This is a genomic window from Maribellus maritimus, from assembly GCF_022267315.1.
GTDB lineage: Bacteria > Bacteroidota > Bacteroidia > Bacteroidales > Prolixibacteraceae > Draconibacterium > Draconibacterium maritimum.
In genome coordinates this window covers 1-23167 of the sequence record NZ_JAIKLE010000062.1, presented here as the reverse complement: position 1 = coordinate 23167, position 23167 = coordinate 1, and the positions used below count along the sequence as shown (strand labels likewise).

At 37.6% G+C, this 23167-nt stretch carries 19 protein-coding genes; 6 read left to right on the top strand and 13 right to left on the bottom strand.

The window, feature by feature from the left end:
* The coding region (locus K5G00_RS27550; RefSeq protein WP_238769713.1) for a hypothetical protein at nt 1–188 on the bottom strand (188 nt) is incomplete at its 3' end.
* Between K5G00_RS27550 and K5G00_RS27545 the strand changes: the two genes are divergently transcribed.
* A complete protein-coding gene (locus K5G00_RS27545) occupies nt 106–6513 on the top strand; it encodes an HYR-like domain-containing protein (RefSeq protein ID WP_449566828.1) in 6408 nt (2135 codons plus the stop codon). The genes K5G00_RS27550 and K5G00_RS27545 overlap by 83 nt on opposite strands.
* Before the next feature lie 6 nt (nt 6514–6519).
* On the opposite strand, the gene K5G00_RS27540 is transcribed toward K5G00_RS27545, so the two are convergent.
* From K5G00_RS27540 to rlmH, 6 genes are all read right to left on the bottom strand, one after another.
* A complete protein-coding gene (locus K5G00_RS27540) occupies nt 6520–7107 on the bottom strand; it encodes a c-type heme family protein (protein WP_238769711.1) in 588 nt (195 codons plus the stop codon).
* 96 nt (nt 7108–7203) lie between these two features.
* Nucleotides 7204–8331 carry a glycoside hydrolase family 43 protein gene (locus K5G00_RS27535; RefSeq protein ID WP_238769710.1) on the bottom strand — a complete coding sequence of 376 codons (1128 nt, stop codon included), beginning with the start codon at nt 8329–8331 and terminating at the stop codon, nt 7204–7206.
* An 83-nt stretch (nt 8332–8414) separates the two neighbouring features.
* Nucleotides 8415–8891, bottom strand: coding sequence for a DUF6565 domain-containing protein (locus K5G00_RS27530; protein ID WP_238769709.1), 477 nt, complete (start codon nt 8889–8891; stop codon nt 8415–8417).
* Nucleotides 8892–8901: 10 nt separating this feature from the next.
* Nucleotides 8902–9303 carry a phosphoribosyltransferase gene (locus tag K5G00_RS27525; RefSeq protein ID WP_238769708.1) on the bottom strand — a complete coding sequence of 134 codons (402 nt, stop codon included), beginning with the start codon at nt 9301–9303 and terminating at the stop codon, nt 8902–8904.
* A 30-nt stretch (nt 9304–9333) separates the two neighbouring features.
* Nucleotides 9334–13053: a sensor histidine kinase gene (locus K5G00_RS27520; RefSeq protein ID WP_238769707.1), complete on the bottom strand. Its 3720-nt coding sequence runs from the start codon at nt 13051–13053 to the stop codon at nt 9334–9336.
* On the bottom strand, nt 13046–13519 hold the full coding sequence (gene rlmH, locus K5G00_RS27515; protein ID WP_238769706.1) for a 23S rRNA (pseudouridine(1915)-N(3))-methyltransferase RlmH: 474 nt from the start codon (nt 13517–13519) through the stop codon (nt 13046–13048). The genes K5G00_RS27520 and rlmH overlap by 8 nt, the downstream gene beginning before the upstream one ends.
* 107 nt (nt 13520–13626) lie before the next feature.
* Between rlmH and K5G00_RS27510 the strand changes: the two genes are divergently transcribed.
* Both K5G00_RS27510 and K5G00_RS27505 read left to right on the top strand, forming a co-directional pair.
* On the top strand, nt 13627–14031 hold the full coding sequence (locus K5G00_RS27510) for a DUF4783 domain-containing protein (protein WP_238769705.1): 405 nt from the start codon (nt 13627–13629) through the stop codon (nt 14029–14031).
* 7 nt (nt 14032–14038) lie between these two features.
* Complete coding sequence (locus K5G00_RS27505) at nt 14039–14980, top strand: YihY/virulence factor BrkB family protein (protein WP_238769704.1); 942 nt, start codon at nt 14039–14041, stop codon at nt 14978–14980.
* Nucleotides 14981–14998: 18 nt separating this feature from the next.
* Here the strand turns inward: K5G00_RS27505 and K5G00_RS27500 are convergent, their stop codons facing one another.
* From K5G00_RS27500 to K5G00_RS27475, 6 genes are all read right to left on the bottom strand, one after another.
* Nucleotides 14999–15868, bottom strand: coding sequence for a rhomboid family protein (locus K5G00_RS27500; protein ID WP_238769703.1), 870 nt, complete (start codon nt 15866–15868; stop codon nt 14999–15001).
* Nucleotides 15869–15870: 2 nt separating this feature from the next.
* Nucleotides 15871–16683: a rhomboid family intramembrane serine protease gene (locus K5G00_RS27495; RefSeq protein WP_238769702.1), complete on the bottom strand. Its 813-nt coding sequence runs from the start codon at nt 16681–16683 to the stop codon at nt 15871–15873.
* A gap of 99 nt (nt 16684–16782) precedes the next feature.
* Nucleotides 16783–18642, bottom strand: a complete 1860-nt coding sequence (gene mutL / locus K5G00_RS27490; protein ID WP_238769701.1) for a DNA mismatch repair endonuclease MutL — start codon at nt 18640–18642, stop codon at nt 16783–16785.
* Nucleotides 18642–18953 carry a hypothetical protein gene (locus K5G00_RS27485; RefSeq protein ID WP_158865102.1) on the bottom strand — a complete coding sequence of 104 codons (312 nt, stop codon included), beginning with the start codon at nt 18951–18953 and terminating at the stop codon, nt 18642–18644. The genes mutL and K5G00_RS27485 overlap by 1 nt, the downstream gene beginning before the upstream one ends.
* A gap of 81 nt (nt 18954–19034) precedes the next feature.
* A complete protein-coding gene (locus K5G00_RS27480; RefSeq protein WP_238769700.1) occupies nt 19035–20192 on the bottom strand; it encodes an iron-containing alcohol dehydrogenase in 1158 nt (385 codons plus the stop codon).
* Nucleotides 20193–20310: 118 nt separating this feature from the next.
* Nucleotides 20311–20619, bottom strand: a complete 309-nt coding sequence (locus K5G00_RS27475) for a putative quinol monooxygenase (RefSeq protein ID WP_238769699.1) — start codon at nt 20617–20619, stop codon at nt 20311–20313.
* A gap of 98 nt (nt 20620–20717) precedes the next feature.
* On the opposite strand from K5G00_RS27475, the gene K5G00_RS27470 reads away from it, so the two are divergent.
* Genes K5G00_RS27470 through K5G00_RS27460 form a run of 3 tightly spaced genes read left to right on the top strand, consistent with a single transcriptional unit; the run spans nt 20718 to nt 23047 of the window.
* Complete coding sequence (locus K5G00_RS27470; RefSeq protein WP_238769698.1) at nt 20718–21293, top strand: RNA polymerase sigma factor; 576 nt, start codon at nt 20718–20720, stop codon at nt 21291–21293.
* Entirely contained in the window at nt 21250–21783 is a 534-nt protein-coding gene (locus tag K5G00_RS27465; protein ID WP_238769697.1) for a hypothetical protein, read from the top strand. The genes K5G00_RS27470 and K5G00_RS27465 overlap by 44 nt, the downstream gene beginning before the upstream one ends.
* Nucleotides 21752–23047: a hypothetical protein gene (locus K5G00_RS27460; protein ID WP_238769696.1), complete on the top strand. Its 1296-nt coding sequence runs from the start codon at nt 21752–21754 to the stop codon at nt 23045–23047. Before K5G00_RS27465 ends, K5G00_RS27460 begins: the two co-directional genes overlap by 32 nt.
* Nucleotides 23048–23167: the final 120 nt, after the last annotated feature.

The following is a 23167-nucleotide window of genomic DNA, read 5'->3' as shown; positions in this document are numbered from 1 at the left end:
ACTGACAACTGCGGAAACGCTGACTCATGCATCCAGATTATTACCGTAAAAGATTCCACTCCGCCGGTATTTGATGTCTGCCCGCCGGATATTACAGTCGATTGTATACAAAACATAGATACAACAATAACAGGAACTCCTGTTATTACTGATGAATGTAATGATACAAGTATGGAATATATTGACATTATCGATAACTCTAAGCCATGTAATACTATCATTACCAGAAAATGGATTGTAAGAGACAATTGTGGAAATTCAGACTCATGCTCTCAAATAATAATAGTCAAAGACACAATACTTCCAACCTTAAACAATATCCCAGAAGATATAACTGTTGCTTGTATGGATGACGTACCAGCTCCGCCAGCTGTTTTCGTCACCGATAATTGTGGCGTGTATCTTCCAATAGTCAGTGATTCCATTTCTGACTTCATTTGCGATAACTCCCTTACCATCACCCGGACCTGGACCGCCGCCGATGACTGTGGAAACACAGTCTCGGCTTCCCAGGTCATTACCGTTAAGGACACAATCAAACCTATTATTAGTTGTCCTCCTGAATTGCTTGTACCTATTGGAGATGAAGTTCCAAATCCATACGCAACTATTCAGGAATTTATTGCGGCAGGCGGAAATGTAAGCGATGATTGTGGAAATTCCGCTCAAATATCCATCGCGGTTCAATTTGAAAACAGAATTACCGGCAATCTGGTTGACACATTAATCGTTACTTATGAGTTCTCAGACGAATGCGGAAATACAGCTACCTGCGAACAAGTCATCATTATCGAAACAGATCCGGGTACTGAAATAACTTGTCCGGGTAACGTAACAAGCGCTTGCTACGGTGAGGCGCCTATCCCGTATCAAACACTTGATGAATTTATTACAGAAGGAGGGTCTGTAACAAGCAAATGTAGTATCGATTCTTCCAGCTTCGCATTGGTGGGTCAAATTTCAGATGGAAATAAATGCCCGGAAATAATCGATCGTTATTATCAAATAAGTGATGAATGTGGAAATTCTGTAACATGTATCCAAACAATTATTATAAACGATACTATTCCTCCGGAAATTAGCTGTCCTCCGGGATTTACAATAGAAGTTGGTGAAACAATTCATGCTAAATACTCAAATTACGCTGAATTTGTAAGTGAAGGAGGCTCAGCTTCTGACAATTGCGGACTCGATTTCAGCTCCTTCCATATACTTGAACAGTTTATCTCTTCTAATATTGCAGCTGATACACTTACTCGTATATACGAAATCGCTGACTCATGCGGCAATACTTCAATTTGCGAACAGGCTATCATCATTCAAAACGATCTGAATCTCAATTTTGATTGCCCGGGAGAAACAGAAATACTGGTAGGTTGTATTGATGATATTCCTGAACCGCATAGCAATTTTAGCAGTTTCATCAACTCCGGAGGTTCGGCTTCCAGCGACTGTGGAATTATTGAAGAAACATTTACCGTATTAAACGAAGTCTCAGATAATAATAAATGCCCTGAGAAAATTATTCGTACATACGAAGTTCAGGATTCTTGCGGCAACCTGATTACTTGCTCAACGGTATTTGTAGTCTACGACAATACAGCACCAACACTAACTTGTTTACCAGATACTACCATTGAAGTTGGAGGAAGTATTCCTGCAATAATTGCAGACTACGATGCATTTGTAATTGCCGGAGGGTCGGCTTCTGACGACTGCGGAATAATAGAAGAATCATTCAATTGGGTAAGTGATGTTTCTGATGAAAATGAATTCCCCGAAACCATAACAAGAACCTACGAAATCTATGACTCGTGCGACAACCGGGCAGTATGCGAACAACTGATTATTGTTGAGGGAGATGCTCAACTCTCTGTGACTTGTCCTTCTGAATTGTCTTTTACATGTATCGATGAAGTAATTCCGCCATACAATAGCTATTCTGAATATTTTGACGCAGGAGGTTCCGCCTATAGCATTTGTGGTATTGATACATCCAGTTTCTTTTTATTGAGCGACATTACTGACGGGGAAATCTGCCCGACCACTATAAAAAGAAACTATGCCATTCTTGATTCTTGCGGACACCTCATAATCTGTAACCACATTATTACTGTTAACGATGATATTGCTCCGGAATTGGAATGTCCTCCGGATAAGACAATCCTCCCGGGAGAAAGCTACAATCCATATACAAATTATAATGATTTTGTAGATGCCGGTGGTATTGCAGAGGATAATTGCGGATTACTCGAAAAAACATTCCATATTGATTTTGAAACCTACTTAGGAAACGATCCGCAACTAATAACAAGGACTTATTCCATCACAGACTCATGTAGCAATGCAGCCAGTTGCTTGCAACAGTTAACGGTTTATAAAACATCCGATCTTCAGTTAATTTGCCCTTCAACAGTTGTAATTGATTGTGGGTTAGAATCTATACCAGCATACTATGATAATTACGAGCAATTCGTAAAAGCCGGGGGAATTGCGATTGGCTCTCCACCAATAGACGAATCTACATTCAAATTTGAAGGAGAAGAAACAGATGCAAAAACCTGCCCGGAGACAATAACAAGAATCTATTCGATTAAAAACATTGCCGGCGATAGTATAACGTGTGAACAATTAATTGTTATAAATGACATAACAAGTCCTGTATTTAACATGAGAGACAAGTTTGTTAATTGCAAAACAATTCCTCCTAAATATACAACTGTTGAAATGTGGCTACAAAACGGCGGCACTCTGAGTGATGAGTGTTCTATTGATGAATCCTCCTTCACTATTATATCTGAATATTCAGATAACAGATCTTGTCCTGAAACAATTATTAGAGTATATGAGATTGCAGACGATTGCGGAAACAGAACACGTGCAAGAGAGTATATTATTGTAGATGATAAATTAGCCCCCAGGGTAACCCGTGCGCCTAATGAAATTGAAGTATCCGAATGTGGAACAACTCCCCCGTACGAAACACTTGAAGCTTTCAGAGAGGCAGGTGGCGTTGTTGAAGATTTATGTGGAACTATTACAATGCAGTTTATGGGAGATGCTCCAATTGGTGACGGTTGCCCAAGATTGATAAACCGGACTTACCGCTTTACCGACAATTGCGGAAACTATACTGATTATATTCAAAGATATACCATAAATGACACGATAGCTCCAAAAATTATACAGGTTCCTAATGATACGACCACAATTTGTGCACGCAGTACCTTGAACTCCTATTCCGATTTTGTTAAATATGGCGGTATTGTTGAAGATAATTGTGAAATAGATACAAGTAGTTTCATCCTCACTAAACAGGAAGATTCCGGTGACTTAATTTGTCCTAAAGTTTATACAAACACCTATCGGATTTATGATTACTGTGGCAATTATGTTTCATTTACACATGAAGTTTTAGTAACCGACACAGAGCCACCAATACTAATATGTCCTCAGGATACTGCTATCGAAGCAAATTCATCTGTACCCGAAGCGTTCCAAAACTACAATGAATTTTCTAAAGCCGGAGGTAAGGCATCAGATAACTGTGCTATTAATGCGGCATCTTTCCGGCTCGTTTCAATGGAAACAGCTCAAACCACTTGTGGCGAGACTTATATTTTCACCTACGAAATATCCGACTTCTGTGGCAATACAGCAACATGCGTTCATACAGTTGGAATAGGTGACGTTATTCCACCTGTAATGCAATGTCCAACCAGTATAACCGTTACCTGCGAAAAAGAGGCCCCCCCTATTTTCCGTAGTTTTGAAGATTTTATAGCAGCCGGAGGTAATGCCTATGATGACGAAGATCTGAATGTTTTAAGTTTTGAATTTGTTGAAGAAAACTATTCCGATACAATATGTCCGAGGGATATTATCAGAACCTATCAAATAACCGACCAATGTGATAATGTTTCAACATGTGAGCACATTATCAGGGTTACAGACAATGTTCCTCCTGAAATTAGTTGTCCTCCGACAGTTACCGCCGAATGCATTTCAGACGCCCCTCCTGAATATCAGACTATCACTGAGTTTATAAACGCCGGTGGCTCCGTCAGTGATAATTGTTCAATTGATTCCTCATCGTTCAGAATGCTATATGCTGAAAGTGTTCAAAGCAATCAGGGAAATGAGTTTCTGAGATGGTACGCTGTTCAGGACAACTGTGGAAATATCTCATTCTGCTCACAATCAATACGATTAACCGATATAATTCCTCCGGTTGCTGTCTGCAACGAAATCTCAGTTTATCTTGATGAAAACGGAAAAGCAGTTATTACTGATATTGAACTTACAGAAATTGCCAGTGGCTCTTCAGATAATTGTACTCCTTTGGGCTCGCTTAACTTAAACACCAACCGAACTGAATTTGACTGTACTCAACTCGGAACCGCCCAACAAATTAATATTTTTGTAACCGACGAGGCAAGTAATACATCTCAGTGTACAGCAAGCATAATTATTGAAGATACAATACCTCCTGTTACTTCCTGTACGGATACGATGGTTTATCTGGATGAAAATGGAAATGCGAACCTGAATGTTAGTATGATAAATAATCAATCGTTTGATAATTGTGGTTTTGACACGATTTACGTTTCACCTTCCACATTGGATTGTTCGGCTACCGGAGATAATTTTGTTACGCTAACAGTAGTTGACAAATATTCGAATATATCGGAATGTACAGCAAAAGTTACTGTTAAAGATACCATTCCGCCAAGAGTAATTTGTCAAGACATCACGGTACAACTCGACCTTGAAGCATCATACTCCTTAGAAGCTGACGAAATTATTTTAGATGCTTTTGATGAATGTGGCATTGACAGCATGAGCCTGAATCAATTCGACTTTAGCTGCGACGACATTGGAAATATCTTTGTAACAGTTACAGTAGCCGATTTTAATAACAATACCTCAGCATGCACTGCAGCTGTTGAGGTGGTTGGTAACGTTGCACCAATCGCTGAAAATGACACAGCTTATACGGTTCAAAACACAAGCATTGCAGTTAACGTAGCCAACAACGATTATGATACCAAAACAAATGTGCTCTCATCATCAGTAAGGACATTATTTAGCCCTGCAAATGGTGTTGCAGAGGTTAATCCCGTTACTGGTTATATTACCTATACGCCGAATCCCGGATTTAAAGGTACTGATGTTGTTGCTTATTCAATATGCGACGATGGAATACCTTGTATGCCGATGTGTGCGCAGGCATTATTAGTTATTCATGTGCTTGCACCTAACGAAGCACCGGTTGCAGAAGATGATAACTTCAGGCTTCTTTGTCATACCCTGGAAGGAGATGTTACAAATAACGACTACGATCCGGATTCACATATTCTTGTAGTTGACACAACTCCGGTTGTTCATGTGAATCACGGAACACTAATTCTGAATCCGTCCGGAACATTCATCTATCAACCCGATGAAAACTTTCTGGGAATTGACAGCTTTACATACAGACTTTGTGAGATCGGTATTCCGGCCTTGTGTGATACAGCTACTGCTTATATCGAAATTCTTCCTGATAATGATTGCGACGGCATAACTGACTGGGAGGATATTGACGACGATAACGATGGAATTCTGGACATTGTGGAAGGAGACCAAACTACTGATACTGACGGAGATGGTATTTTCGACAGTTTTGATATCGACTCCGACAACGACGGTATTCCTGACAATATTGAAGGGCAGGGTGAAACGACTTACATTCCGCCAACAGGCGTCGATAGCGATAACGACGGGTGGGATAACGCTTATGACCCGGACAACGGAGGAACTCAATTTATTCCTGTTGATACAGACGGAGACGAAACACCAGATTATCTGGACATCGATACGGATGACGATGGTGTATTTGACTATATTGAAGGACACGATATTGATGCAGATGGAATACCTGACGAGTCCAGATTCTACACAGACTCAGACCAAGATGGCTTGGATGATGCGTATGATATTTATGATGATCAACTAATTCCTTCAACACCTTACAACGAAACAGGAAGTAATGCTCCACTCCAGGATTTTGACGGTGACGGAAAACGCGATTGGAGAGATACCAACGACGATGAAGATGAATTCCTTACTTACGATGAGGACTGGAATGGAGATGGAGATTTCAGTAACGATGATATGGATCTGGACGGACATCCGGATTACCTGGATGTGGAAACTGATTGTTCTTTATTCATCCCCGATGCATTCTCACCAAATGGAGATGGGGTTCACGATTTCTTCCAAATTTTCTGTATCCAACGTTATCCTGAAGCCAAGTTGATGATATTTAGCCGCTCCGGAAACAAACTGTTCGAAAAAGAACATTATGGTAATCTGGAATACTGGGGCTCGGACGAAACTGCATGGTGGTGGGGAACTTCTGAAGCTAAACTGACTTTGGGTGGAGGCACCTTGCCAGCTGGTACTTATGTTTATATATTGGAACTGGGCAATGGAGATGTAAAGACCGGTACCGTATTCCTTAACAGGTAAACTGATTTAATTAGCTTCAAACTCTATCTTCCACATCCCGCGGAAATCATTCAACTTGTAACCCGTTGCCAAATCTGACGGATATAAATTCTGAAGTTTTTTATGCGTTAATTGGTCAATTTCTTCTCCAACGATTCCATGACATTTTAAACAAGCGGGCAGTGCAATTCTGATTGGTTTGTAAAATATAAACCCGTCAGAACTCTTAATCAGAGTATCGTTTGCCCTATCAGCAGCTTGTGTTGAATAATGTGCCCACAAACTTTTATCCGTTTCATTTTGAAGTATATTTCCCGGATTTCGGTTTTTTTCTGAAACACGGGAAATATCACAAAGATTGACCCGATTCAAACTGTCGATTATTGCAGAAGCTTTCAGATTACAAAATTCAACAGCATGTTCAGCTCCTCCCTGCTGAATTGCTTTTCCAACATTGGCAAGCAAAACACCTTGTGCCAGATTGGAAATATCATTTCCTTTTTGCAAATAATTTGAATATACATCAGGGGCGATACTTTCATTCCGGGAGGAACGGGAATCACACGATATCAAAACAACCAAAGCAACAAAAACGACAGCAAATTTTTTTTTCATAACATAATTATTTCAACATGAAATATCAAGTTATAAAAATGCTGCGACAAATAAAACAACCTAATGTTTTTTAAAACGGTGTTTCCCAAAAATGGCTTAATCAAAAACACTTAAATCCCATTCATCTTTCCATTCCAAAAAAGGAGTACCGTCCTTTTTAAACTGAACAGGTAACCATATGTAGCGACCATCAATTGCATTTTGAGGTCTCCATCTGTCGGCCATAAAAATGAAGGCATCTTTTTTCCCCTGAACCGGCAAAATAAATGTACTTTGAGAATGAAATGTTAAATCTTTGTCTTCTCCTATACAAGGATTCGCAACATACTCCCACTCTCCCATTACAGAGTTGGAAACCAGTAATCGAGCAGCATTCGGATCCCAGCCGGTACAACCAGAGGTAATCATATAATATTTTCCATTACGTTTGAAAATTGAGGGAGCCTCATTATGACCGGTTGGCAGAATTCTGATATATTTTCCTGTAAAATCAGTGTAATCTTCGGTCAGTTCAGCAATATGCAAAGTCAGATTTTCTTCGGATGCGTGGATATGGTATGCCGTTCCGTCCTCATCAATATAAAGTGTCATATCCCGCGCCATTTGGCCCTTTTCAAAATCGCGGTGAACAAACATGCCCTCTTTCACAGCTTTTAGCCACTCGTCAGTCCAGCCTTCCAAATTATTTGGAAAGGTTTTATTTTTTAGTTCGTCACTGTAACCAGCAGGCCATTTACCGGCATTTGGATTCAAAGCTTTTAAAAAAGTATAGGGTCCGGCTGGCGTATCAGCAACAGCAACTCCGGTTTGAGCGGCACTATAGCCCTGCCCTTTTAGCTCGAGATGAAACCAAAGTACAAATTTTCCCGTGTTTTTATTAAAAATTACTTTAGGGCGCTCAATTACACAGCCAACCGTAATCGGACTGTCAGGGTTGTTGCTGACATTTAATGCAATCCCTTCATCTTTCCAGTTGTATAAATCTTCTGAAGAATAGCAGTGCACACCTACTCTTGCCTGGTTTCCGCGCCTCCCTTCAACCTTATGCTCGCCAAACCAGTAATATTTCCCTTCAAAAAAAAGAATTCCTCCGCCATGCGCATTTATATGAATTCCATTATCATCGGGCCAGACTTCTCCTGGCTTAAAAGATTTTGAATCTTGCTTAAAAGAAAAAAATGATAAAACAAAAAGAGACAATAAAAAAAACTTAACAAACTTCATTTTCAGTTGATTTGGATTACACGATAAAATTAAAAATTTATAGGAGAATTGATAAAAAAACTCCTTTTTATCAAATACAATTTTCAGAACCTGTTGTCAATTTCCTCCAGGATATCCTCCACAACTTTAACGGCAGAATCACCTATTTCCATCAAACCATCCATTACCTGTTCAACATCCTCATCAAAATCTTTTTCGATATACTCGTCAATTTTATCCTTTATCTCATCTATATCCTCTCTTTTTAAGCCCTTAAGCAAATCTGAAATCACACTTGGTTCTTTTAGATTCTGATATTCCAGTTTTAACGTAAGAACTTCAATTTTCTCATTGGTTGTGAGCTCCTCTTTAAAATCGTTGTACCATTTGTCGCTGTATTGGGCAAAACGTTTATCAGCCCATTCCCAGTCTGCTTTCCTATAATCGTCATGGTACTTTTTTACCCGCTCAACAAAATCTCTGAAATTTTGAAGGTAAGCTTCCTTATCAGCCGGCTTTTGGCAGCCATTGGAAACAACAAGAATAAGAGAAACAAAAATTAAACGAAAACTTGAATTCATTTTTAACGAATTAATACACCTTCCAGGGCCATTTTACACAATCCTTAATTTCCGGGAATAAAACATAATCTGCTTTCCCCTTCATTGCAAGGGTTTTAACATCAAGTCCTGTTAGTTGTTCCAACGCCGCATTCATTGTTTTCCCGGAAACTGACACGTCATCAACCAGAAGTATTTTTTTTCCGTCCAACTCCCTCTCCGGTTTTTTTAGAATAACCGGTTTATCGTAACGAGGGTTATTATTTTCGTCACGATAGTTTAATACCACAACCTGAAGTTCGGCTTTTAAATGAAAAGCTACTAAACTTGCCGGTACAATTCCTCCCGATCCAATCCCGATAACCAGATCAACCTCCGGCAAATCCATACTATTTAATCGTTCTGATATTTCAACAAATGATAATGGAACCATATCAAATTATTTCGTTCTTATAATTCAAAATTAACTTATTTGTTTTTCCTCACTATAAACGGGAATTTCAATAAAAAAAGTAGTTCCTTTTCCCATTTTTGTCTCAAACCACACCTTCCCCGAAAAATTCTCAACAATATTTTTAACGATTGCCAGTCCAAGTCCCATACCACTCGATTTTGTTGTAAAACTTGGGCTAAACAGTTTTTCTCTTAACTCTATCGGGACTCCGGTTCCATTATCGGAAACTGAAACAACAGCCATGTGTTCACGTCTGCTCAACAGAATATTAATTTTTCCTCTCCTTGTTTCCGGAACGGACTGAATGCCATTCTTAACCAAATTTATAATAGCCCTTGATAGCTGTTCGCGATCTGCATGCACCATAAGGTTTTCTAATCCATTCGAATTAAATTCAATACTTACATCCTCATGTGTTTCAAACAAGGCAAGAACTTTGTGAAGTTGCTCAGCAAGCTTAAACACCTGGTTTCGTGCTGTTGGGATTTTAGCAAAATTTGAAAACTCAGTTGCAATATTTGACAGGTTGTCAATCTGTTCAATCAAAGTGGCAGTAACGCGTTCTATATATTCGTTATACTCCTTCCCCTCTCCCTTGGTTCGTTGTAAATGCTGAATGTTCAGCTTCATCGGAGTGAGTGGATTTTTAATCTCATGTGCAATTTGTTTCGCCATTTCGCGCCAGGCTGACTCACGTTCTGAGCGCGCCAGCAAATCAGCACTAATGGCCAGCTCTTCTACCTTTTTATTGTATTCCTTGACTAAGCTTCCAATTTCATCCTGTCTGCTGTATACAATGGGTTTGTTTTGTTTGCCCAACTCCATTTTCTGGAGGTTCTCCTGAATAACCACCAACGGTCTGGTAATCTGATTGGAAATAAAAACGGCAACTATTATACTGGCCAGTAACAACAAAACATATAAATTAATAAACGCCACAATAAAAGTTGAAATCTCCTGGCTATAGTTATCCTGCCTGATAAAATAAGGTAGGTTTATAATTCCCAGATAATCTCCCCTGTAGTTTACAATGGGACGATACGCTGACAAATAGGATAATTCGCCAATTCTTTCGGGTTGAAAATAACTAATCTGAAAATTCCCCAGAATCTCATAATATGCTTGCGCGTTTATCCGTGTTGAAACCAGCCCTCTGTTGTAGATTTCAAAACGCGATGATGAAATTAAACTCCCGTCGTTACCATAAATATTGACATCCGTTCGGAAAATATTTGATAATTTTGTTAATTCGTTATCCATCCAGTCCTGTAAATCATCAGTTATTTCATTTACCGCTTCAAGCCGCATATCTATTTCCTCAGCAATCGACTTCATTTTCTCATCCAGATCATTTCTGTGTTTTGTTTTGTACCTATCAATATTATAAAAGATGGTTGCCAGGGCAACTACTAAAAGAGAAACAAACACAATGGAAATGATTGCTGCCTGTATTTTAAATTTCAAATCGAAATTAACACGCCGTTTTCTTATCGATTTGCTCCCAATCAGCAGTAAAACCATCACAGAAAGGAAATAAAACACAAACAAATAGGGAAAAGAAATAAGGTAGTCAACAATGGTAAAAAGCTCGCGCGAAACAATCACATAATTATCTTCCCTTGTATTGTATATAAGATGTTCCATTCCATCCCATTTCTTAAAGGTATATTCCTGATCGGTAATAAAAGAAAAATCATCATCAGAAGACAATTCCAAATATCGATCTACATATGAATTATAATTGTAATCGCCATATTTGTCAGTCAGTTCTCCCCCATAATATTTTGCGTAACTAAATTTTTTATAGTCGTCAGGTTTCATCATCGATTTATCAATCAACAACTCCGGAAACCCAATTCCTTCAAAAAGTAAATCAGAATCTATATTTATAAAAATAGACCCCTCACTACTGTATTTTAATCGTCCGGTGTATGAAATACGGCCGTTCATATTGTCCATAAAATAAAAATCAGTACCCTGAATTTGTATTCCCTGGCTTTTTATCAAATCTTCAAAAAACGGAAAACAATCCAAAGTATCTCCTATTTCAGGACGAAATAATTTGTCTTCAGGATAACAGACCCAAATATCAACGATATACTTTCTGAAATAACTGTTAAAATAAGTTTCAAGTAAATAGTTTTCTATTCTTTCCTGAGCTTTTTCTCTATCCTCAAACAATAGCTGCATTATGTTCTCATCTACCCTGATTTGTTCCTGAATCTCGGTTAAGAAAACTTCGGCAGCAGGATCATGTTCGGCAACTAAAGTTACGGCTAACAATTTTTGGTGTCCGCGCTCCTTGACAATGGTTGTATGGTATATTATCAGAAGTGAATAAATGGCCGTTACCGAAACAAAAATGATCAAATAACTTAGCGTAAATTTCTGCAAATAATTTTTTCCAAAAAGTATTGCCAGATTTGCCGAAACAATAAAAAAAACCAGAACTGTGTAATATATTTTATGAATAGAAATAAGTTGAGTAAGTGCCAGAAATACTGCTATAAGAAGAACAATACCAGCAAACTCGAGATATTTAAAATCATTTTTTGCCTGCAGATTAATCCGGATTGTAAAAAATAGTACCGCCAACAGTAGAAGCCCCACTGCAAAAATACCCAAAACGCTTTGAGCCGAAATTTCTGTTATTTTATTAAATGAAAAAGAAAGGGTAGAATTAAAAACCAATTCTTGTATATAATAATTCACCAGCAGATACAAACTTGCAGCAAAGAAAAGCAACAGTGCAATTACAAATTTTCTTGAAAGTTTTGAATCTTCATGTAATTCCTGAATATCCAGATCCGTTGCGAAGTTGTACATCCAGAAAAAGAAAAACATAGCAAACAAAACATAATCTCCCAGCGAAGGAAGCCAGTTGTTTAGTCCAAAATACTCGGGACTAAAAAACTGGAGATGAAAGAAAACTTTGGGAATTTGAAAAATCAGGTGCAGCCAGTAAACAACAAATAAGGTGGTAGCTAACGCAAAAAGTTTCAGAAAAAAAGGTGCTGTAGATTCTATAAATTCTTTTCGGAAATAGAACAGCAATATAAACAAGCCAAACAAATAAATAATTCCCGGGTAATAAAGTTGTTTTGTAGTACACAAATATTGTCCGGCGGGTAAAATGGAAAAAAGAAATTCTCCATTTTTATTAAAAATACGTGGTAATTTTTCTACTCTGTTTTCAATTATATCATAATCCTCTGGCAGATTATACTTTTCGAGAAAAATATTTTTCAGATATTTATTTTCATAATAAAAGTTTCTTTTAATTAATTGCAAACCCAGAACATCGACAGAATCAACTTCAAGCTTTTGAACCAAATAATAACCATTTGGCAATTTTACAAATCCATCAAGATTTTCAAATTGGGTGATTGAATCGTAAAATGAAAGAGAACGGTCGGACCAGTATTCAAGCTCGCCTGAAATGTACATTAAAAAACCAACCCCTTCCTTTTCAAGCAGTAAATTATTGTTATTAAGGTAATTATTTAGCTCCCCCCAGTAATCATCCTCGTTTATGATTCTGGAAATGTCCTTTAAATTCATTTCCAGACGATTTTCATCGGCAATCAACTGTTCCTGAAAATCTGCTATCAAACTTTCCTCGGGGTGCAGGGTCAACAGGCCATTCTCTATTATTGCGGCAGAGACAAATAAGCAAACTGCGAGAACAAGAAAAAAATATTTATTTAGCTTCAGCAGCATATTAGTCATGATGATATGGTTCGCCTTTTATGATGGTAAAAGCCCTGTAAATTTGCTCAACGCACAAAAGTCGCGCCATTTGATGCGAAAATGTCAGTCGGGACAAAGAAATTTTTGATTTTGCCTGTTTGTATACTTCATTTGAAAAACCATATGGCCCTCCAATTACAAATACCAATTCTTTCAGGCCACTAACCATCTTCTTTTCAATAAACCCGGCAAACTCTCTCGATGAAAACATTTTTCCCCCTTCATCGAATAAATGTACCTCTTTTCCTATATAATCTTTAGAAAGAATAAGCTTACCTTCTGTCGTTTTTTGCTGAGAATTAGTTAAATTTTTGGCATTTTTTATGTCTGGAATAATTTGTATTTCAAAAGAAATATAATGTTTCAAACGCTTGGTATATTCTTCAATTGCTTGTTTTATATATGTTTTATCTGTTTTACCTACAACCAATAAAGTAAGCTTCATTCCGTTAATTGAATTTTAATTTTATAAATTTACGCTAAAATTAAGTGTATAATTTGTTTTTGCATAGTTTTTGCTTACTGATTGGCACTTGATAAATAAAAAAGGATATGACCAAAACAAAAAAACTAATATTTTCAACTTTTCTGATTACAGGAATGGTATTTACATCTCTGTTTTGCCAGGCGCAGGTTCCCGATGAAATTGTATTGGGTTTTAAAAAAGGCGACGTAAAAATACTTTCGCGCTATTTTAACCAAAATGTTGAATTGATTGTTCTTGAAAATGAAAATGTATACAGCAAAGCGCAGGCTCAACAAATTGTAGGAAATTTCTTCAATAATTATTTTCCCGAAGAGTTTACAGTTATTCATAATAGTAACAGTAACAAAGAAGGGGCAAAGGCTGTTATAGGGAAATTGATAACAGCGAAAGGAAATTTCAGAGTGTATTTTCTTTTGAAACAAAACGATGGGAAAGAATATATTCACCAACTAAGAATTGAAAAACAATGACAGACCTGTGAAAGTAGGCTTTTTAAATGTATCTCGTTTTAAAAAGATTGGGGAGAAAATAGTTGAAAAAGCACAGAAAGTATCACTCCCGTTTTTTGATGGTGTCCCGATTTACAATGTAGCTTTGTTTTTTTGGAGGAGTATTGTTGACGGGGCAATCACAACCCGTGCATCCGCTATTGCGTTTTCATTTTTTGTTGCTTTTTTCCCTTTTGTAATTTTCTTGTTTACATTAATCCCCTACATTCCAATTGAAAATTTTCAAAACGAACTTCTTTTGCTGATAAAAGAAGTAGTTCCGGGAAGTACTTTTACTACGATAGAGGAAACGTTAACCACTATATTAAAACAACCCAGAGGAGACTTGCTTTCTTTTGGTTTTTTTGCCGCTCTGATTTTCTCTACCAACGGGCTCGCATCAATGATGAGTGCGTTCGATGCTACAGTACACAGCATTTATCGCCGGAAATGGTTTAGCCAGAGAATTGCTGCCATTGTTCTTCTTTTTATACTGTCGGTTCTTTTAACTATAGCGATTGCACTGTTAACCGGTGGACAATGGTTAATTAACTATCTGCAAGACTCAAGTATTTTAAGAGACTCTTTTACCGTTTACCTTTTAACTTTTGGGAAATGGGTTATTACCATATTTTTATTCTTCTTTGCATACTCTTTTTTATACTACATGGCTCCAGCCCGAAAAACAAAATGGAGATTTATATCAGCCGGCGGAACACTGGCTACTGTGCTAAGCATTATAACAATTGCAGGCTTCACCTACTATATCAATAATTTTAGCCGCTATAATATTCTATACGGCTCAATTGGAACGCTGTTAATAATACTTCTGTTAATGTATGTTATGTCACTGATTCTATTGGTGGGTTTTGAGCTAAATGCAAGTATTTACCAGGCACATACCGAAAAAGAAGAAGAAAATATAATATAAAATCGAAATACCGGTAAACTATTTTTTTCCTTGTTTAAAAAGTAATTCTTTTTCTTCTTTGTTTAGACTTTCATAACCCGATTTTGCAATTTTATCCAAAATCCGGTTTATCTCTTCCTGTTGTACATTTTTCTGACGGTTGTATTCATAATCGTCGCGGGGAGGTTGCTTATAGGTAACCTTCATTTTACTTTTCCGTGAAAACATGTCGGGAATTTTATTCAAAAACTTTATCAGTCCTCTTCCAATATCATTTCCCCTGCGCAATTGATAAATATAAAACCATCCCCAAACAGCTCCTCCGATATGGGCAATGTTTCCTCCCGGATTTGAAGACGAAATGCTCAGTATTGAAAGAAGAACATAAAAACCAGCTACATATTTCAAAGCCACGTTGCCAATAAACATTAAACCAATTTCCCGGTTTGGTTCATAAACAGCAACAGCAACAAGAATAGCTATAACCGACGCAGAAGCACCTAATAACAAGCCATTTACTGAAGCAAATACAGGAAAAATACTATATGATATCATGTACAACACACCACCGGCGATTCCTCCAAACAGATAGACACTTAACAGTTTGTCTCCTTCAAAATAGTATAAAAACAATTTTCCAAACCAATATAAACCTAAAAGATTAAAAAGAATATGGATAAAACCTTCATGCAGGAACATGTAAGTTATCAAAGTATAAGGACGGCGGATAAGTTCGTCAAGCCCTGAAGGCAAAGACAACCAGTAGGTAAGTGAAAAAGGCTGATTGGCCAGGATAAAAAATACTCCAACCAGTTTAACAAGCAAAAACACACCAAGATTGATGTAAATCAGCCGGGTTAATACTGAACCATCTTTAAAGGTTTGTTTTATGTCGCTTAAAATATCCATGATCAATAAAAGTGTCTCGAATTTTTATTCCAATACTTAATAAGTATAAAACCAAATAACATTCCTCCAAGATGGGCAAAGTGAGCTACATTACTTCCCGGCTGAGCAAGTCCGAGATAAAGTTCGACTAAACCGTAACCAATAACAAAATATTTGGCTTTAATTGGAATAGGAGGGAAAAGCAGCATCAACTGGGTATTGGGAAATAACATTCCAAATGCAAGCAAAATCCCAAAAACAGCTCCAGAGGCTCCAACAGTCGGGATATCCATTTTCATCTTCAAAATTCTTTGCATCAGGTTCAATCCCTCGCCTGCAAAAGCATTGTTTGTAGGATCGTCGTACCAGGAATTTACAAAATCGCGAACCTGAACTGAAGAATTAGGTAGATTTTTTTGAACAAACTGATCCAATATCTCAGGCGATGGAGTATTCTGAAATGCCTGAATTGTATTCTGCATAGCCGAAATTTCAAAATAACTGATTAAAGTATGGAGCGCAATTGCTCCAATACCGGTTATCATGTAATACATTAAAAACCTTTTAGGTCCCCATACACTTTCCAAAACCCGCCCAAACATCCACAGGGCAAACATATTAAAAAGGATATGCGTGAATCCGCCATGCATAAACATATAGGTTATAACCTGATGCAGCATAAACTTATCAGAACCCGGGTAATGCATACCAAAAATTTCAACCATATCAATCCCCATATTCTTAAATACCCAGGTAGCCAGCATAAAAAGAACATTGATGATGATGAGATTTTTTACAACCGGCGGGATATTGTTTAAAACAGGCCTGTAATTCATGAGCTATTTTTTTCTGTTTCTATTTTCTATGTTCCAAAGTTAATGCAGTCTTGCAATTGCCAGACCATTTTTTAATTCCATTAAAATAACGACATATTGTCACTTTGAAAAACTTTTTTCGATATCTTCTGTCTGAATTATCGTTAAAACTTTTTTCCCATCGGGTGAAAAGTTTGGCGTCACACATGCAAAAAGATTGTCAATCAAGCGATCAACCTCTTCCGGTTTTAGTTCGGTTCCGTACTCAAGTGCAGAGGCTTTGGCCAGCGAAATTGCAATTTGTTCCTTCGCTTTTTTCTTTGCTTCAAGTGGAGAATTTTTATATTCCTCCAGCAATCTTTCTATTATTAATTCTGGCGAAGAAACATCCAAAACACCTGGAGTTCCATTAATTACAAAGGTATTTTTACCAAATTCACGAATATCAAATCCCAGAGCAAGCAAATCGGAAAGTATACTTTTTAACAATTCTGCATCAGCCGGGTTTAATTCCACAGTTTGCGGAAAAAGCTGTTGCTGGCTCGCCACAGAATCAGATTTTAGTACATCCATAAATTTCTCAAACAAAATGCGTTCGTGTGCCCTCTTTTGGTCAATAACCATCAAACCCGACTTCACAGGAGTAAGAATATACTTTTGTTTTAATTGTAAAACCTTTTTCCCGGTGAATTGCTCCTTCGATTTTCCATATAAATCATCCAAACCATCACCATCAAAATAATTCTGTTCAGACTGGTGCTGAGGAGATGGTTTATTTTCAGCACCCTCATATAAATCTTCCCAGCGGCCGAGGTTTGTTCTGTCAGACTTAAATTCCCTGTTACCAAAAGAAACACCCGATTTTTCAGTGTTAAAAGGATTATAATCGGGATTTACCTTGATGTCGGGAAAAGAGATATCCGAAGCATCTCTTTTGGGTAGCGGGATATCAATATTTCCGCTTTGATCAAAATCGATGGACGGAACAACATTGTGTTTTCCAAGTGATTCGCGCACGGCGGCGTGTATGATCTGCCAGATAGCACGATCATTTTCAAATTTTATTTCGGTTTTTGTTGGATGAACATTGATATCAATATTGCCCGGGTCCAATTCAAAGAATAAAAAGTAGGAAGGAAAAGTATCAGGTGGCAATAATTTTTCGTATGCCTGCATAACTGCTTTATGAAAATAGGGATGACGCATAAAACGCCCGTTTGCAAAAAAGAACTGTTCTCCCACTGTTTTCCTGGCAAATTTCGGCTGCCCCACAAAGCCATGAATTTTTATCAGGCTGGTTTCTTCCTTTACCGGAACCAGGCTCTGATTAATACTTTTCCCAAAAACATCAACTATACGTTTTCTGTGATTGGTTTGAGGCAATTCATAAAGCGGTGAATTATTATGATAGAATGAGATTTTTATTTCCGGATTGGGAATAGCAATTCGCTGAATTTCGTAAATAATATGTTTTAACTCAGTGGTATTGGCTTTTAAAAATTTACGCCGTGCAGGAACGTTAAAAAATAAATTTTTTATGCTAAAACTTGTTCCGTTCGTACAGGCCACAGGTTCTTGCTTTTTCACCTGTGAACCAATAATATGAATAAAAGTACCTACCTCGTCTTCTACTCTTTTGGTCTTAAGTTCCACATCGGCAATTGCTGCTATTGAAGCAAGTGCTTCTCCCCTAAACCCCATGGTGCGGATACAGAACAGGTCGTTTGCTGAATTAATTTTCGACGTTGCATGACGCTCAAAAGCCATCCTTGCATCGGTTGGAGACATTCCACAGCCGTTATCGCTTATCTGGATAAGGGTTTTGCCGGCATCTTTTGCATGGATAATAATTTCGGTGGCTCCTGCATCAAGTGCATTTTCAACCAGTTCTTTTACTACTGATGCAGGTCGTTGAATCACTTCACCAGCTGCAATCTGGTTGGCTACCGAATCGGGTAATAACTGTATTATATCGCTCACTAAAACGTAAAATCAGAATAAAAAAACAAATAAAAAACTAAGGTCAAAATCAGGATCAAAACAATCAAGCGCGTGTTTGATGTTCGTCTTGCTTTTTCTGATGATTTTGCCTGCCACCCCTCTGATCGTCTAAACTGTCCCCTAACATTTGGACGGAATGGTTTTCCATCATCAACTTTTTCATCCACAATTCCCAATTCATCCTTTATCCTTTGCTCCCGTGCATCTCTTTCTTCCTTATCCGGATCATGAAACCTTGGGGTTATGTTAAACTTTTTGGATCCGGGTGTATAAAAAAATTTCCCTATCATAACTTTTAATTCTGTTGTACAAAGATACTGTTTATTCAACAAATATTATTCCACCTGAAACACCAGATGTTATCAAGAAGGTTACAGTGATTTTTCCAGAATCGTCATTAATTCTTCATCATCCAGCAATACGGGATTTCCTTTCATACTGCTTGACACTTTTGCCTTTTTTACCAATTCCGAAAAATCAGCTGTTGCTAATCCAAACTTCGAAAGTGACGGAATGTTTAAATCTTCAATCAATGCATTTACCCATCCAATGGCATCTTCTGCACAGGCAATTCTGTCGCCTGTTAAAATTTTAGCAAGCACATCGTATTTTTTTAAGCGCTCCACTTCGTTGCGCTCTTTTATTGCTTTAATATTTACTTTCATAACCGGAGGTAACAAACACGCGCAAACGGCTCCATGAGCGATGGGGAACATTCCTCCCATTGGACCAGCAAAACCATGTACAGCACCCAGCTTCACATTTGCCAAAGCCATTCCGCCTAACATACTTGCCATCGACATATTTTCTCGTGCTTCTACATCTTCTCCGTTTTTATAAACCCGTTCCAGCGAAGTAGAAACCCGTTCCATCCCTTCCCTGCATAACAAATCGACAAACGGATTCGCCTGGTTTGATACAAAAGTTTCGAGCAAATGAGTTAACGCATCAACGCCGGTACTGGCAGTAAGTTCAGGCGACATTGAATGTGTTAAAACAGGATCGACCAACGCAACATCGGGGTACATTTTATTGCTTCGCAAACTAACTTTTACATTGTGCTCCACTGATTTTATAACCGAATTTTTGGTAACCTCGGCTCCTGTTCCCGAGGTCGTTGGCACTGCAATACACGGAAGCGGGTCGTCAACCAACGCTTTCCCCTGTCCAATTACCTCCAGATAATCCAAAAGTTCTCCCTTATTTGGAACCATTGCAGCAATAGCTTTTGCACTATCAATCACACTTCCGCCACCCAATCCTACAACCAGATTGCAGCCTTCTACCCTGGCTAAATTTATCCCTCCATCGATAATCGTTGTTGTTGGCTCCGACTCGACAGAGAAAATTGCTATTCTGCAATCTCTCTTTTGAATTTTTGATAAAACCTCTTCTGCCCGATCTGTATTTTTGCCGGTTACCAGCAAAATATTATTTCCCATGGAAGCAATTAAATCAGGTAATTTTTCCACCGAAAGATTACCAAATATAATTCTTGTTGCCGTGGCAAATTCAAAATTTAAATTCATAGTATAATAATTGCCAAACTCCAAAATTCAAGTAACAAATAAATTCCAGTATTCAAAATCTCAAAAAATGCGGAACAACTGTTACTTGGCATTTAAAGCCTGTATTTCAAATATTGCCTTATTCCCATCCTTTTTCATCAGGATGAACATTAAAAAATTTTAAGGCCGACCGCGGCTCAGCCATCATATCCGCCACAGTATCGCGCCATTTTTTATAATGGCTGGTTTCTTTGTGTTTTGCTGGATCTTCTTCAGTATGGTAAACTTCAACCAAAACAAAGCGGGTTGGATCATCTTGTTGCTGCACCACATCGAAACGCGCAATTCCGGGTTCATTGATACTGTTTTCTGCATTTTCAACACTTGCTGTTTTAAAATCTTCTATCCTGTCCTCTTTTACATGAACAAATACGTGAACAATAAACATAACGCTGTATTTTTAAAAAATCTATATACAAATTTAAAAAAGTGAAACGGTTTCCAACTTTTTTAAAATGATTTCGTCTTACAAGTAAAATTACAATTTTGAAAATAGCGGGCAACGGAAACGAAATTCAACTGGTGAGGCTTTGTAAACGAGGCAGTACAAAAGCGCAGTTTAAACTGTACAAATTGTATTCAAAAGCCATGTTTAATATCGCTGTTCGGATGACAAATAATTCAGAGCTGGCTGAAGATATTTTGCAGGATGCGTTTATTAAAGCGTTCTCCGACATAGCCCGGTTAAAGGATGAACGGGCGTTTGGGGGATGGCTAAAAAGAATTGTAATAAACCGTTGTATTGATGTGATGAGAAAGGAGCGTTTTATTACAAAAGATCTGGAAACCGTTTCCGACCGTCATTTTGAAATTATGGATGAAGTAAATGAAGAATTTGATCCGGAAATCGTTCATCATTTTATAAAAAAATTACCCGACGGCGCAAGACAGATTTTGGTCATGCGAGCGCTGGAAGGATACAAACATGCTGAAATAGGTGAACAATTAGGGGTTTCAGAGTCGACAGTAAAAACCCAGTTTTTCAGGGCAAAACAACTTTTGGGAAAAATGATTAGGGATGAAAATCGAAAAATATTTAAAACAGAACAGATTAAAGCTTGATGCAGAGACACCGAACGATGATTTTATCTGGAAAGGAATAAAAAAAGAAATCAGGCCGCAAAGAACCATTCTTCCTGACCGGATGTGGAAAACGGCAGCCATTTTTCTTCTTGGTGTTCTCCTGACTTATGTTGTGGTTAAAGAAAATCAGGAAGACAGTGTTGTGATTGTTACACTTGCTGATATTTCGCAAGATTTGGGTCAACAGGAGGCAGAGTTAAAACGCGTTGTTAATAAAAAATGGGAGGAAATTCAACCGCTTACAATGGAAGAAAAATCGGAATTCGGTTTTTTGCTGGACGAATTAAATGAATTAGATAAAGTATACAAAACCTACGAACAAGACCTCAATAAAACTGATGGAAATGAACAAATTATAAATGCACTATTGGATTATTATGAAAAAAAGATCCGGTTGCTCAACCGTCTTTCAATGGAAATAGAAAAACAAAAAAATTATGAAACTACAATTGAACTTAAAAATTTATAGCCTAATAGCCATTTGGGGGTTTATTAGTGCTTTTGTTTCGGCTCAAAATTATGACGCCTCTAAGTCGCTAAACAAAAATGCAACGGTTCCGGAAAACGTGACTATAAAAATATCAAACCAGTCCGGAGATATAAAAATAAACACATCAAGCGACAAAAATGTCAGCATGACTACTTCGGTCGAAATCAGGGGAAACTCAAAAGAAGATGTTGACAAAGTAATTAAAGCAATTGAAGATTTCACATTCGATCTGCGTGGTAATGAATTGGAAATTGATACGCGTTTTTATAAAAACATGAATTCGGTAAACAACCGCAGGACAATTACATTGTTGAATGGTGACAAGGTAAGAATAGGAGAGTTTAAAATCAGGCATCAGTTATACATACCCCGAAACGCAAGTTTAAAACTGAACAATAAATATAGCGACATTGAACTTCAGGAACTGGACGGAGACGCTGATTTTACCCTATACAGCAGCAATTTGCATGCTAATGATTTTGCAGGTGATTTTACAATTGAAGCCAAATACTCAAAAATCTACATTGGTGAGATTCAAAAAGCCGCCGACATTGATTTTTATGACAGCGATATTGAATTTACGTCATGGGGTGACGCAGAAATTACCAGCAAATATTCAAAGTTCGAAGGCAAAAAAACGGGGAAACTGGTAATCAATTCCTACGATGATAAATTTAACATTGGTCAAACAAGCAGCCTGAATTTAAATGCAAAATATTCTGATTTTATTTCTCAGGCTGAGGTTAACGAAATCCGCCTAGATTTATACGACTGTAATATTCGAATAAATTCGGCCAATTCAGGCACTTACAAAGGGAAATATTCTGAACTAAAACTGGGGAATGTTAAAGTATTTAATGTAACAGAGTGTTACGACGATGACTTTTATCTTGGAAAAACAGAAGATGTGCAAATCGACGAAAGCAAATATTGCAAATTTGAAATCGACGAAGCCTCCAAATTTTATCTCTCTGGCTATGATGATATAGTAAATATAAGCAGGTTGAAAAATAACTTTTCGGGGATCGATATAACCGGGAAATATGGAAAAGTGAATGTAAATACCGGAAGTGAACCTTTCCAGGTCACCTGCAAAATAAAGTACGGGAAAGTAGATATTCCTGAGTCGTTAAAAGTTATAAAACAAATTAAAGAAAATAGTGATTTGGAATTGGTAGCAGGCAACAGCGGAGGTAAGATTTCGGTAGAAGGATATGATATAAAAGTTGTAATAGACGACTAAACACTGAACATATATTTTCCGGAGTGAGGCTGTCCCAAAAGTCTGATTATGTATTTGAAGAGTTGAGTATTTGAAAAATTTCTCAGATACCTACCCGAATACAAAATCCTTTTGGGACAG

Excerpts from the sequence above, each read along its gene's own strand:
- K5G00_RS27460 (WP_238769696.1), top strand. The coding sequence starts at position 21,752 with ATGAAACTACAATTGAACTTAAAAATTTATAGCCTAATAGCCATTTGG.
- K5G00_RS27480 (WP_238769700.1), bottom strand. The coding sequence starts at position 20,192 with ATGAATTTAAATTTTGAATTTGCCACGGCAACAAGAATTATATTTGGT.
- K5G00_RS27525 (WP_238769708.1), bottom strand. The coding sequence starts at position 9,303 with ATGGTTCCATTATCATTTGTTGAAATATCAGAACGATTAAATAGTATG.
- K5G00_RS27500 (WP_238769703.1), bottom strand. The coding sequence starts at position 15,868 with ATGGATATTTTAAGCGACATAAAACAAACCTTTAAAGATGGTTCAGTA.
- K5G00_RS27530 (WP_238769709.1), bottom strand. The coding sequence starts at position 8,891 with ATGAATTCAAGTTTTCGTTTAATTTTTGTTTCTCTTATTCTTGTTGTT.
- K5G00_RS27535 (WP_238769710.1), bottom strand. The coding sequence starts at position 8,331 with ATGAAGTTTGTTAAGTTTTTTTTATTGTCTCTTTTTGTTTTATCATTT.
- K5G00_RS27495 (WP_238769702.1), bottom strand. The coding sequence starts at position 16,683 with ATGAATTACAGGCCTGTTTTAAACAATATCCCGCCGGTTGTAAAAAAT.
- K5G00_RS27465 (WP_238769697.1), top strand. The coding sequence starts at position 21,250 with ATGAAAATCGAAAAATATTTAAAACAGAACAGATTAAAGCTTGATGCA.
- K5G00_RS27520 (WP_238769707.1), bottom strand. The coding sequence starts at position 13,053 with ATGACTAATATGCTGCTGAAGCTAAATAAATATTTTTTTCTTGTTCTC.
- K5G00_RS27485 (WP_158865102.1), bottom strand. The coding sequence starts at position 18,953 with ATGATAGGGAAATTTTTTTATACACCCGGATCCAAAAAGTTTAACATA.
- rlmH (WP_238769706.1), bottom strand. The coding sequence starts at position 13,519 with ATGAAGCTTACTTTATTGGTTGTAGGTAAAACAGATAAAACATATATA.
- K5G00_RS27510 (WP_238769705.1), top strand. The coding sequence starts at position 13,627 with ATGACCAAAACAAAAAAACTAATATTTTCAACTTTTCTGATTACAGGA.
- K5G00_RS27475 (WP_238769699.1), bottom strand. The coding sequence starts at position 20,619 with ATGTTTATTGTTCACGTATTTGTTCATGTAAAAGAGGACAGGATAGAA.
- K5G00_RS27540 (WP_238769711.1), bottom strand. The coding sequence starts at position 7,107 with ATGAAAAAAAAATTTGCTGTCGTTTTTGTTGCTTTGGTTGTTTTGATA.